Raw genomic sequence first — 13656 nt, 5'->3', positions numbered from 1 at the left:
TAATTTCAGGATATTTTCATGACTCAGATTAAATTATTATTAGGCGCATCTTTACTTGGATTGGGTGTTTCTCTCTCGGCATGCCAGTCCCACAGCGCGAACGCCGAAGGAGTCCAGCAAGGTGTCTATGCCTCCGAAAGCGAGGCAGTGACGTCTGATCGTCAGAAAATCTCCAAAAATTGGCAATATCTCGAAAATGCGGCTCTCGATCCGCAAGTGGCTCTGTCCAAAACGGATTGGGAAGCTGTCGATCTTCCTCATACTTGGAATGCCTTTGACACAACGGATGTTGTGACCGGATATCGCCGGGATGGATCCTGGTATCGTAAGACCCTCGAAATGACGCCACAAGAGGGAAAGCGCTATTTCCTTCACTTCGAGGCTGCACAGATGAAAGCGGATATCTATGTGAATGGGGACAAGGCCGGAGACCATACAGGCGGATATGTCAGTTTCGATATAGAAGTCACGGATCAAATCAAGTCCGGCCAGAATGAAATTCTGGTTCGCGTGGACAACAGCGTCGACAAAAACCTTGTCCCGTCTCAAAAAGCAGACTTTTTCCAATATGGGGGTTTGACACGGGATGTCTGGGTAGAAACCCGTCCGGAAAATATTCTGAAGCAGGTCAGAGTACAGACACCCGAGGTTTCGCAGGGGAGCGCGACGGTCAGGCTTTCGACGTTCACAGATGCAGAGCCAGATTTTTCTCCTGCCGGATTTTATACAAAAATCATGGCGCCCGATGGGACGGAAATTGCCTCTGGGGAAGGTTTGGAGTTTACGATTGAAGATCCGGCGCTCTGGTCACCGGAGGATCCAAACCTCTATAGTTTCCAAACTGATATGGTCGATGCAGATGGCACAGTTATCGATAGCTATGAAGACCAGTTCGGATTGAGATTTTTTGAATTCGAGCCCAATAGTTATTTCAAACTGAATGGCGAGCGGCTTTTATTGCGCGGGACGCATTTGCATGAGGGACATGCGGGTTATGGCGCCGCCATGACAGATGAACAGCGCATGGAAGACATGCGGATGATAAAAGAGATGGGCGCGAATTTCGTACGTCTCGGTCATTACCCACAAGATCCAGTTGTCTATGACATGGCGGATGAACTCGGCTTGATCGTGTGGGACGAAGTGCCGTGGAACCGCGGCGGTGTCGGCGGCGCAGAATGGCGCAAGAACACTCAATATTTGACCCGCCGCATGATTGAGCAGAACTATAACCGACCCTCTATTTTCTTCTGGTCTTTGGGCAATGAAATGTATTGGCTTCCCGATGTTGAGGGCGGCGGCGATAAGGCTAAAGTCAAAGCCGAGCTTCAGGCTCTGGAAGATATTGCAAAAGAGATGGATCCAGACCGATTGACAGCCATTCGTAAATTTCCAGAAGGCGCGAATGTTATAGATGTTTACTCTCCCTCCATTTGGGCAGGATGGTATGGCGGCGGGTACAATCAATATGCCGACGCCGTGGAAAAATATCGCAAGGAAAACGAAGCTTTTCTACATATGGAATATGGCGGGTCGTCCCATGTAGGGCGCCATCTTGAAGCGCCATTTAGTGGGTATGGCACGTCGAATCCGGAAAGTCAGGGCAGCGTTGAGGAAGCGGTCAATCAAACGGGGATAACGTCTGTTGCAAAATCGAAAGTTTGGGATGAAACCTATATGGTGGATTTGTTCGATTGGCATTTACGCTATTCCGAGACGGATCCGGATTTTGCCGGAAATGCCCAATGGGCTTTTAAGGACTTTGGCACTCCAATCCGTCCTGAAAATCCGCTTCCTTTTGTTAATCAAAAAGGGCTTGTCACGCGCAGCGGAGAGAAAAAGGATGTCTATCACGTCTTTGCCAGCTATTGGGCAAAGGATCCAACATGCTGGATTGAAAGTCCGGGCTGGACTTACCGGGTCGGGGAAAAAGGCGAAAAGAAAACAATTTCTGTCTTCTGTAATACGGACAGCGCAGAATTGTCGCTGAACGGCCAGGCTCTCGGTTCTAAGACGAGAGACATCAATAAATTCCCAGCCTCCGGTCTGACATGGGATGTTCAGTTTAAGGAAGGTCAAAACCGGCTTGCGGTTGAAGGATATGATACCGACGGAGAAGTCGTAGCCAAACATGCCTATTCGTTGATTTACAAAACCGAGACCGCCGGAAAAATGACGGACATCGTTTTGACAACGTCTGAGAATGGTGATGGCACCATGACCATTTTTGCCGAAGCTCAGGATAAAGATGGCAATCGTTGCCTAAGCTGTAATGAACGGATCTATTTCACCCATGATGGCGGCGGCTATCTGATTGAAAATATGGGAACCCCGACTGGCAGTCAGACGCGCGAATTGGCGAGCGGAACGGCTTCCATCACTTTCGTTCCCGGTGAAACAGAGGCCAGACTTGGCATTCAGAGTCAGGATTACCGGGGGTATTACATCACTGTTCCGCCGAAATAGGAGGTTATATGAAACACGTAATTTTTCTGGGAATTTCAGCCTTTTTGTTTGCCGGGGTTTCATCCGCTGCTGTCGCTGATCAGATGCAAAGTCAGACAGATACGTCCGAGTCCGAGGCGTTTGTACCTCCAAAGGCCGAAACTCTACCGCAAATCGTTATGGGGAATGAGGCCTATTTGCCGGACTTTTCCTATGCAGGTTATAAGAACGGCAATGTGCCTCTGCCTGAAGTCACAGGAAAAATTTTTGATGTGACCGACTATGGCGCAATTCCGGATGATGGTCTGGATGATTCCGCCTCTGTTTTAAAGGCTCTTGAGGATGCGAATAGTCATGAAGGCGACGTAATTTTGAAATTTCCGGCAGGTCGCTTCATTCTTTCCGAAATAATATATATCGAGCGGAGTAATTTTGCGCTTCAGGGCGAAGGAGATCAAACAACGCTTTTTTACCCCCGTCCGATGAAATATCTGCCAACACCGGACGCAATGTCGGAATTACAGGAATATCTGTTGGAATTTGATAAACGCCAACGTGAACCCGAAAACAATATTGATCTTCCATTTTCACTTTATGCCTGGACAGGGGGATATATCTGGACGCAAACACCTGACGCGCGCGGCAAAGCTTATCTCGAGAAATATGACGATTTTCCAGAGCCTCTAACCCTTGTAACAGGCGGTGAGCGCGGACAGCGCACTATATCTGTGGCTGATGGGGCCGCCGTAAATGTCGGGGATGTGTTGAAAGTCGAATGGTATAACCGACAAGGAGAAGACGGGTCGATATTGACTGAAATGTATGGGGACCCAAGCCGGTTTGAAAAACTGGGCGGCCATCATTGGAACTTTCCACGACGGGCGCTTGTGACACAGATGACCCGAATTGTGTCCAAGGACGGAAATAAGGTCACGCTATCCGACCCGCTTCTGTTAGAGGCTAATCCTGACTGGGAACCCGCACTTGTGCCTTGGGAGCATTTGGAAAATGTATCGGTTTCAGACTTACGGATCGAATTTCCGAATGGAGTGAATATCGCCCATCATGTCGAAGAAGGGTATAATGCCATTTACCTGACAAATTTGTTCGATAGTTTTGTACGAAATGTCGAAATTGTAAATGCGGATAGCGGTATCCTGACGGATGATAATGGTAATGTCACGATTAGTAATGTGACCACATCTGGCGACCATTATGCTCATTATACGGTTCATATGGGCAGTGTTTACAACCTTTTGGCGGAAAACCTTCGGATCGAAAACGAAGCGGAACATCCGCTATCCTTCAATACATACTCTGTAAAAAGTGTCTATAAAGACAGTAATGTTCTTAAGGCCGCTATTCTGGATCAACATTCCGGAGCCAATCACCAAAATCTCTTCGACAATATTCGTGCCTCATTCGAGGTGCCGGAAAACGCAAAGCAGTATAATTTGATGTCCGGAGGCGGAGCGGGATATTGGAAGCCCTCTCATGGTCGTTTTAGCACATTTTATAACATTGACGTTGAAGTTAAAGGGGGAGGTGAGGGGACGTTTACTCTGACAGGGCCGCAAGACGGCGTCCAAGCTCGACTTCTGGGCGTGCATGGGAACCGGGAGCTAGAAATTGAATATGCTCCCGATGTTTACATCGAGCAATTAAATATGATCCCTCCAATACCTTCGCTCTACGAGTTTCAGTTGAAACAAAGAAAGGGTACGGAAAGGAAATGAAAATTTACACTCTTACCTAGAGCCAAATGATAGGATGTCTGATTGGAAAGTTTCTCGTGACTTCATAAATTTCGCTATCAGCCGGTAAGTCTTTGACAGTCTTGTAATAGCTACAATCTTTCAATGCCTTTGCGCCAAATAAAAGAGCCGCATGACGCACTGGCCAGTCCTCCCAGTGAGACACGTCCTCCGCATAGGGCCAGGCCGATTTGTCTTTGATATAGGGCGTAATGAAATCGAGACCTAGTTCCATATTATGATCATTCGCCGTGGTATAGGTCCACAGATTGTCTGTTTCTGTTGAGGCGATTTGAGCAATACCGCCCATCAAATCGATCACGAAAAGCGAATATCCATAAGGCTTGGTTCGGGCGAGTTCTTTCGGAAATCCGCCTTCATTATTCATCATATCCGGCAGATACCAATTTTTGAATTTGCCTCTGACATGATCCATCAGTGCCTGATTTCCGGTCAGATCCGAAAAGGCGGCGATTTGCAGGGACCAGGCGATAGAGTGATTATTTGGCCATTCCCGTTCTTCAATACCGTGAGGGTGCGTGTTCATCCAATTCGAATACGCGTCAAACCAATCTATAACTGCGGCGTAGTCGTCTTCCGGTAGGGCTCCAGCCTCCCCAAGCACTTTGGCGCTGCGGGCGGTCTCAATCAAATGAAGCGTATCAATAATACCGATACTGCGTCCGGTATGACGGCCCTTGATGGCCTGAGCATAAAGAAGATTCGGGTTCATCCGGGTCTCTGGGGTAACAAACCAGGCTCTTAGATGTTCGGCGGCGGCGTCCGCATATTTCTGTTCCCCCGTCAATTTATAGGCCGAGGCCAGACTTCCCAAAATATCGGACAAGCGTATCATGGAGAGGCGGTGCGCCACAAAATTATCCGGATTTGTCTGACCGTCTCTCTGCTCATAAGGCGCGTCCGGTTGACCGGGAACCGGCCACCAGTAATCCCCCTCGGAATAGAAATCATTTGGGCCGCCCGTGCTTCTCTCGGCGCGGTTCGCCGTCACCGTCTCCGGTTGGGCCTCAAGATAGGCCTTCGCCTTCTGGAGAACTCTCGCTCTGTCATCGGACGTGATTGTCGCTGCGCCGCATTCGGACAGAGCTTCCGGTGAGGTCTCAGACATGACACGGGCGACTTCCTGACTTTGATTTACGGCGTCAGTTCCCTCCACATCTTCACATGCCGAAAGAGCTGAAATCAGTATGAAAGCTGGAACCGAGAAAAAATGTCTTGAACGGGCCATATAGTCTCCCCTGTATTTTACGTTATTTTTAAAGTGTTTCAGTTTTTATTTTGATTGTTAATAAAACATTATTTGGACAAACCAATAACTGTCTTTGGTATAACAAATACTGAAATTATTGCAATTTATATTCAATTTATCCAAAATATAGGGAATTTTTGCTAAGAAACCACCATATTCATACGTATTTAGAACAATCTTGCAATTTTCCCAAAAAGAATCCGGTCAGATATATTGCATTAATTGGTCAAACATATATACATATTTCTGTCATATCGACAAACATTATCAAACGCGGAAATGACTTTGTAAAAAAGCGGCCGCTTGGGGAGTTCTCAATGACTAATAAATATATCCTGTCCAAAGCCCTTCTATCGGTTTCGCTTATGGCGCTGGCCATGCCGGCCCAGGGGCAAACCAATGAAGTTGATGAAGTGGTCGCCACCGGTATCCGTCAGAGTTTGGAAGAGGCGGCCGATTTGAAACGAAATGATTCGCGCATTGTTGATCTGATTGTCGCCGAAGATATCGGTAAATTACCCGATAATAATATTGCCGAAGCCCTTCAGCGCGTCACGGGCGTTTCAATCAATCGGGATTTTGGTGTCGGGGACAGTGTTTCCATTCGAGGCCTGCCTCAAAACAGGGTGGAGATCAATGGTCGATCAACCTTGGGAGATGGCCGAAACGGTGTCAGCTTTCAGGACGTGCCAGCAGAGATTCTCTCGGGGATTGAAGTCATTAAATCGCCCACGCCTGAAATGGTTGAAGGCGCTTTAGGGGGCACGATCAACCTGAAAACCCGAAGACCTCTGAACTTGAGAGAGCAAGTCCTCTCCCTGTCGGCCAAAGCTGAATATACGGATAAAACCGAAAATATCGGACCTATTCTGAACGCGACCTATGGCGACAAGTTCGATGCTGGAGCCAGCGGTACATTGGGCGTTATCGCAAGTTTATCCTATCAGGATCGGGAATTGCGCGAGGATGAATACAGGTCCAGCCTCGAGGTCAATCCCGTGGACCAAGACGGGGCGGGCCCGATGGAAGCCAGTAATCTGATCGTGCCGCGAAATTTCTCGACTTTTATCGGAACGGAACAGCGCGAGCGGATCGCAGGCAATCTATCCCTGCAATGGGCTCCGACCTCCGATAAAGGGTTTTTCTATCTGGAAGGCACCTATACAAAGCGTGACGGGTCGGATGAAACTTTTTCCCCCAATCTCATTAATAACAGTCCGATCAATACGCAGGAAGAATTGGCAGACGGGTTTCGAATTGACGATACCCAGCAGATTGTCGGCTTTACGGATCAGGACGTGCGTTTCATAAACCGGACCGAATCCGGGTTTCGCAATACCGAGTCTTTCAGCGGGGCTTTCGGTTTTGAGTGGCAGTTCACCGATAAATTTAAACTCTCCAGCGAAGCGACGCTGGCAAATTCGGATACGTTCAACCCTTATATCGACTTGCGGTTTTATGCGGTTGATCCGGTCGCCGAAGCAGCCAATCCGTCTGCAAACAATTTTTTCGAAGGAGAGGTTTTTTACGATACCGATAATGACTCCCTGCCGACTGTTCGTGTGACAGATCCGAACACCTGGTTGCGGCGGGATATTTTTGCCCTTCGGCGTTTGGAAGACCGTGAAGACAATATCGAAAACCGCGAAACGGCTTTCCGTTTGGACGGAACGCTTGAACAACCTTTTGACAGATTTTCTTTCCTTGATTCGATTAAAACCGGCATTCGCTTTGCCAATCGGGAATTTGAATCTACGCGTGATCGGCTGTTTGTTGCCAATATCCATACAAGTCTTCAGGATGCGGCCACCGGAGCTGATCGAATTATCTATATGAACGAATTTCCGGATGGCACTATTCGGGATTTTGATTTCAATGCGTTCCGGGGAAATGACACGGCATTTGATCTAGAGACTTTCACGATGTTCGACCCTTCCATTGTGCAGGATCGCGCCCGGACGCGGGGTATCGTCAGTGACTTACTTGCCGGGACGAATTTCGAAGCTCTTGCCAATTCCAGATTGGCGCCGCAGCTGGACCGGACTCAAGTCATTGACGAAAAAACGACAGCGGCTTACCTTCAATTCAATGTCGAAACGCAGTTTGGCGCGGTTCCCATGCAGGCCGTTGGCGGCGTCCGATATGTCAAAACGGATTTGACGGCGGAAGGCTTTAGCCAGACCCAGGGCATGTTTGCCCCTGTCGAAGAGGACAACAGTTATGACGACTGGCTACCCAGCCTGAACGTGACATTTGAGGTTCAACCCGACCTTCTGGTTCGCGGGGCCTTTGCAAAAGTTATGCGCCGTCCGGATTTTGGTCAGCTCAGCCCGGCGATATTGGCAAATCAGGACAGTACGTTTGCAACCCGAGGCAATCCACAGTTAGAGCCTTTCCGCGCAACTCAATATGATGTTTCTGTCGAAAAATATTGGGGAGACGGGAATCTTCTGTCAGCGGCTCTTTTCTACAAAGATGTCGCCTCCTTTTTTGACGAGACCGAAATCTGTCTCAATTCACCCTCTTTAGTGGCTGTTTCAAATGCTAACCGTCGGGATGAGCTTTGCTTTCTGGACGGACGCGGCGGTAATCCAAGTCGGGACCCTGCGGTAACGCCGGACTCTCAGATCGGGATTCCGACACAGACCCAGATTAATGGAGATAGTGGATCGATCAAAGGATTTGAGCTCGGCTATCAGCAAGCCTTTACTTTCCTTCCCGGCGCTTTCAGCGGGTTGGGTATTAGCACGAACTACACCTATTCTGACAGTGAAGACCCAAATGGCCGCCCCCTGGAAGATATTTCCAAACATACTTTCAATGTGACCGGTTATTACGAAAGAGACGGATTGGGCTTGCGTTTGGCCTATACTTATCGTGACCGCTTCCTTGATGATATCTTGAACGGCCGTGTTCGTCAGCTCGGCGACCTCCTTCTGGACGGGGCCGGAGATGATCCGACCGAAGGCAACTCTTTTCGAGAGCCTATCAAGCAATTGGATGCGTCGCTTTCCTATGACATCAATGAGACTTTCACCTTACTTGCTGATGCCGTGAACCTTACGGGCGAGCAAATTTTCGATACCGGCACGACCACGACGCTCTGGCGTGTTCTTGAGAGCGATAGGCGTTATTCGGTAGGGGTTCGCGCCAAGTTTTAATCTCTACAGGGGCAACGAGAGAACACATAACAGTGTGAATCAAATTCTCAATGCGCCTAATTATCTGTAAATTCAGGGCAGATTGAGAGATAGCACTGGTCTCGAAAAGTAAACTTTATGGGTTTTCTGCTTTTAGCAGGAGACCGGGAGAGTTAGATCGAAGTTCTTTCGCGTCTTGCACTCATGAGCCTTGTTTTGAAGGGTTTTAAATATCCTGCCTGTAGTGATCTTCACTTCGGGTGCTCTGAACCTTTTTAAGCTTTAGATTAAAGATCACTGAAAAGCTGATTTCATTGTTTTAAGTTTTGGCCAATCCAAAAAACAGGGGGTAGAGAAATTGACTTGCACTCAAGCTCTCTGCCCCCTCGTCATCGATCTCTGATTTCCCCAAACCGTACAATTTTGCAGATTGCTCCGTCGCGGAAAATATAGTTCCAAAGAGCAATGTCTCTATCGCATCTAGATCTATGTGCCTGATGCTCCCTTCCGCAACACCACTTGCGATCAGTTCTGCAAACAGAGCTGTAATCCGTCGCGTTTTGGCCTTCATAACGGCTTTGTCTTTGTCCTCGAGGAACACGAGAGCGGATTGGCGCAGGAGGGGGTTAAGGTCTGAGTAATGGCCAGTATAGAGGGCGCTGAGAGCCATGTGTAAATGTTCGAGAGAGTCGGATGCTCCCGAGGATTGGGCCTTTAGACTGTTTTCAATTACGCCGAATGATCGCGCGGCGCAATCTTTCAGAAGCGACTGTTTGTCTTCAAAGTGGTAATAGAAAACACCTCGACTGACCCCTAATTCACTGCAAATATCATTTATGGATAATTGGCGATAGCCATAACGATTGAGATGGCGTGTGCCGACCCGAAGAAACGCTTCGAGTTTCATTTTATTTCGTGCGTTGCGATCAAAGGCGAAGTTTTCACTTTGCGCAATAAAAGGGGCAACAGGGTCAGCGGTCCGGAGTGACCTTTTTGGCTCAGAAGCCAGACCATATTTTAGCAAGTCCATCAATGTCGCAATGGCAATGTCATGATGGCCCGGTAATATGGATTTCAACCAGCCATCAATCCATTTCTGAAGGCTTAACAAAAGGAATACAGTGCTTTTTATTGAACTAATTTGGACGGATCCATCCGTTTGGCCATCTTTTATAAAAGTTCTTAAACCTCGACAATAATCCCTGAGGCGGGAGGAAATTTCGACATCTTCACTTTCCTTTAGAGCCTGTAAATCATTCAGGACCGCCAGTGGAGGATGTTGACCATTTAAAGTAGCCGCATATTTTAAAGCGAGGCTCTGCATGAGCGTGAGAATTCGACCCAGACCCGTTGTTTCGTGTGCGGCCGCACGCAATCTATCCTCTGCAAAGTCGCAGCTGAGAGAATAAGCTTCAAACAGTAACGATTCTTTCGATTTGAAGTGGTAGCTTATATTGGTTTTTGTGGTGCCGAGGTGATCTGCGACATCTTTCAGGCGGGTGTCAAAATACCCTAAGTCATTAAATTGACGCACGGCTTCAGATAGCACTAACGAGCGTTTATTTCCCCGTTCCGCGGCCTGCAAAGATTTTGTTTGTTTCGTATCCATTCTTTAAATCCGCTCATTTACCGAAATGGTAATAGAGGCATGGTCTTTCATATCAACAAAGTTTCTCAGGAACGACTATATCACAATTACTGAACCACTTGTATAATTTTATTGACTCTGTTTAATAAGGTCATAAAGTATAAAAAATTATAAGGGAGAGGGAAATATGCAAACTCGGACTCAGAAGAAATTTCTACTGGCCATAACGGTCTCAACGATCACTCTGTCTAGTGCAGTGACTGCGCTAGCCCAGGATACGCAGCCAACTCAAACGCCATCTCAAAATCCACCTACTACTCAGATAGGTTCGGATGATGAGGTCATTGTCACAGGTCAGAGAAGCTCGATTATCAACTCACTGAACGAAAAACGCTCCGCTGAGTCAATTGTAGATGTTCTTTCTGCGGACGATATTGGTCGCTTCCCGGATCCGAATATTGCTGAAGCTCTGGCGCGCACGCCTGGTATCTCGTTTCAAAGAGAGAATGATACGGGGCAGGGACAATTCATTTCTATTCGCGGATTGGACGCAAGTTATAATACGGTACTGTATGATGGATTAAGAACCGGGACAGCGGACGAGTTTCGCCGTACGGCCCTGGATATTGTCACAGCCAATAATATTTCAACTGTCAGAGTAACCAAAGCGCCCCTTCCTGAGGATAGCTCAGAAGGAATTGGCGGCGTTGTTGATATTCGTACCCGTGGTCCATTGGATCGTCGGTCAACGGCTTATCTCTCTTTCGACGTGAGAGATAATACTTTTAATGACGATACGGGTTATCGGGTAAATGGCGGATTCACAAAAAAACTAACGGATGATTTTGCCGTTAATCTGAGTGGGTCTTTTCGGGAAACTTATTTAAATACACTTTATGCGAACCCGGCATCATTTACCCTTGAACAGGTTAATGCAGCCCAAATTACTGCGCCGGATGGGCGAATTGCAACATTTATCGACGAAAGTGAGATTGACTTGGTTCCGGAAGGATTCCTTTCAACGGATCTGTTCACCAATGAGCAAATAAATTTCGAAGATAATGATATAAAAAGAGAAAATCTAAATTTGGCTGGGGCTGTGGAGTGGCAAGTTGCGCCGCATACATCGCTGACTCTCGGCGGTCGCTATACTCAAGATGACACAACTCAGACAACATCCAATATAGAATTTGATGCTGATAATGGTGATATTCGTTGCGAGAGCGGCGAATTTGCAAGTAACGCCGCGTTCGAAAACGCAAATCCGTTTGATCGTACAAGATGTACAAGTATAGCCCCCTCTACATTCCCTGATCCTGAAGTTACCTTTGAGGGTCAGATAGAGGATTCAAGGGAAATTCAAGAGCGTTATTTTCTTCGCGGCGTGACTCAACTCGACAAATGGAGTTTTGAATATACAGGTGGATATTCTCGTGCATTCAAGGATGAACCCGTCCTATCCATTGATTTTACCAATGACTTTGACGATGTCCCTGGTGGAACAAATGATAATGCGGTAACTTTTGTTCCCCTGGATTTCAGCCGGCCTCATTTCCCTGCGCCAAATCCGCAAGATCTGGATGTATTCAGATTGGCAATAGATCCCTTTTGTACGAATCCGGACGAGTCCAGCGGCCGATGCGGCGAAATTAATGATTTCGACGAGAGCATAGAAGATTCGCGAGAAAACAAGCGTTATACTGGGCGATTTGATGCACAATATGATTTTCAAAATGAAAAGCCGTGGCAAAATATCAAATTCGGAGTTGTTTTTGAGAAATCAGAATACACTCAACTTGAACTTGATATCTCTGATGTAGACGATTCTCTTGGTCCTAATGGTGAATTTCTGGGTATTGATCGTTCTGGACAACCCGGAGGAAGTCTAGGCGACAATAATTCTGTGATCGGTGATCTAGGTGTCGTTACCGGGGATTTAGCGACATATGATAGGCTAGGAAATCCGTATGCTGCTATCGGTCTGAACGGAGTGCCAATCTTTGATCCTGCCCGGTTGCGTGAAATCCGAAGAACTTTTCGTCAGGGGTTTTTTGAGTCCGGATCAGATTTTCGGGACGTTACCAGATTGGAGGCTGAAGAGGATTTCTATACAGCTTATCTTCAGAGCAAGTGGACATTTGATCGGTTAGATATAATCGGTGGCTTTCGTGTTGAGCAATATGAGGGACAATTTTCAGCGCCGGTTACTTTTGATAGCGGGCTGATTTTCTCGCAAATGGGAAGTGGCGATGTTATCGATCTTGCCCCAAATGCAGATTTGGAACAGGCAATAACTCAGACTGAAAATTTTGAATTTCTTCCGCGTATCGCATTTAATTATGATATGACGGATGAGTTAAAGTTAAGAGCGTCATTTACGACATCTATTGCCCGTCCGACTTTCGATTTACTTGCAGCTGAAGTAGACGGGAATTTCAATATAGAATTATTGGATGGTGTTACGCCTGATGTTGCTACGGCGTCGGATGTTGAAGGCGTGAGCTTGAGCTATAATATCGGTAATCCTGATCTAAAGAACGCCTATTCGAAAAACTTCGATTTATCTGCAGAATGGTACAAAGATGATACTAACGCGATTGCATTTGCCGTCTTTTATAAAGAGATAGATGACTTCATCTTTAATACATTTGCTTTGGAAGGAGATCTCGGAGCCGTTGGTCAGGGTTTCGACCCGGTTGAAGCATTGCAAACCGCCCCGCTTTCTCCGGAAGGTCTCGCTTTTATAGAGCAATTGGGGGGTCTAGATTCTCTTTTGGCAGGTAATGATGCTGATATCATTTTAAGACAGCCTGCGAATGGCGATCGTGCAAAAGTATATGGCGCCGAGTTTAGTCTGTTTCATACATTTGATTATTTACCGGGCCTCCTTTCCAATTTGGGATTTGCCGGCAATGTAACGGTTCAGAGAACTGAGACGGATATTGACCTGGGTATTCTGGACGAGGAGGATGCTTTAGTTGTGTTGGGTCTTGCAAATGCAGGGGATACTCTCACGCGGGAATTCAAGTTCTTCAATTCACCTGACGTCACCGGAAATGCGGCAGTTTTTTATGAAGATGATAATTGGGAGGCCACATTAGCCTATCGATATGCGGGCATACAGTTGGAAGAAATCAGTAGTTTTGGTTTTGCTCAATATGTTCAGGACCGAGGATTTTTGGATTTTGATCTGGAATATACATTCCGGGATATTGGAAAAGTCAGCCGGGCAACTGTATTCTTTTCTGCCAACGATATTCTGGATGACGGTACGAAACCGACAACGTTCGAGACAAATGACCGGCAAGGAAACTTACCCAATTTTGTTTCTTTCAACGGACGGTCTTATCGGGCTGGACTGCGTCTAAGATTCTAGAGTTAGATTTTCACAAAGAGTCAGACTGAGGAAATTGAAATCAGTCTTATGGCTGCTTGTATTTACCAGCAGCCAATTCACTC

Annotated in this window: 6 protein-coding genes; 4 read left to right on the top strand and 2 right to left on the bottom strand. The window is 47.0% G+C overall.

The window, feature by feature from the left end:
• The first annotated feature begins 18 nt into the window (after nucleotides 1-18).
• Nucleotides 19-2466, top strand: a complete 2448-nt coding sequence (locus ACN0IC_RS02865; protein WP_416877249.1) for a glycoside hydrolase family 2 protein — start codon at nucleotides 19-21, stop codon at nucleotides 2464-2466.
• Between the two features lie 8 nt (nucleotides 2467-2474).
• Entirely contained in the window at nucleotides 2475-4181 is a 1707-nt protein-coding gene (locus ACN0IC_RS02860; RefSeq protein ID WP_416877248.1) for a hypothetical protein, read from the top strand.
• Between the two features lie 16 nt (nucleotides 4182-4197).
• Here the strand turns inward: ACN0IC_RS02860 and ACN0IC_RS02855 are convergent, their stop codons facing one another.
• Nucleotides 4198-5448, bottom strand: coding sequence for an alginate lyase family protein (locus ACN0IC_RS02855; RefSeq protein WP_416877247.1), 1251 nt, complete (start codon nucleotides 5446-5448; stop codon nucleotides 4198-4200).
• 338 nt (nucleotides 5449-5786) lie between these two features.
• Here ACN0IC_RS02855 and ACN0IC_RS02850 point away from each other — a divergent pair, with 338 nt between their 5' ends.
• Entirely contained in the window at nucleotides 5787-8630 is a 2844-nt protein-coding gene (locus tag ACN0IC_RS02850; protein WP_416877246.1) for a TonB-dependent receptor, read from the top strand.
• Between the two features lie 298 nt (nucleotides 8631-8928).
• Here the strand turns inward: ACN0IC_RS02850 and ACN0IC_RS02845 are convergent, their stop codons facing one another.
• Entirely contained in the window at nucleotides 8929-10218 is a 1290-nt protein-coding gene (locus ACN0IC_RS02845) for a TetR/AcrR family transcriptional regulator (protein ID WP_416877245.1), read from the bottom strand.
• A gap of 166 nt (nucleotides 10219-10384) precedes the next feature.
• On the opposite strand from ACN0IC_RS02845, the gene ACN0IC_RS02840 reads away from it, so the two are divergent.
• Complete coding sequence (locus ACN0IC_RS02840; RefSeq protein WP_416877244.1) at nucleotides 10385-13573, top strand: TonB-dependent receptor; 3189 nt, start codon at nucleotides 10385-10387, stop codon at nucleotides 13571-13573.
• The last annotated feature ends 83 nt before the right edge of the window (nucleotides 13574-13656 follow it).

This window comes from Litorimonas sp. (assembly GCA_029936425.1).
Taxonomy (GTDB): Bacteria; Pseudomonadota; Alphaproteobacteria; order Caulobacterales; family Maricaulaceae; genus Litorimonas.
This window is presented reverse-complemented; position numbering and strand designations above follow the sequence as displayed.

Bases quoted from the DNA above. Each gene is read 5' to 3' on its own strand.
- ACN0IC_RS02845 (WP_416877245.1), bottom strand. From the start codon at position 10,218: ATGGATACGAAACAAACAAAATCTTTGCAGGCCGCGGAACGGGGAAAT.
- ACN0IC_RS02850 (WP_416877246.1), top strand. From the start codon at position 5,787: ATGACTAATAAATATATCCTGTCCAAAGCCCTTCTATCGGTTTCGCTT.
- ACN0IC_RS02865 (WP_416877249.1), top strand. From the start codon at position 19: ATGACTCAGATTAAATTATTATTAGGCGCATCTTTACTTGGATTGGGT.
- ACN0IC_RS02860 (WP_416877248.1), top strand. From the start codon at position 2,475: ATGAAACACGTAATTTTTCTGGGAATTTCAGCCTTTTTGTTTGCCGGG.
- ACN0IC_RS02840 (WP_416877244.1), top strand. From the start codon at position 10,385: ATGCAAACTCGGACTCAGAAGAAATTTCTACTGGCCATAACGGTCTCA.
- ACN0IC_RS02855 (WP_416877247.1), bottom strand. From the start codon at position 5,448: ATGGCCCGTTCAAGACATTTTTTCTCGGTTCCAGCTTTCATACTGATT.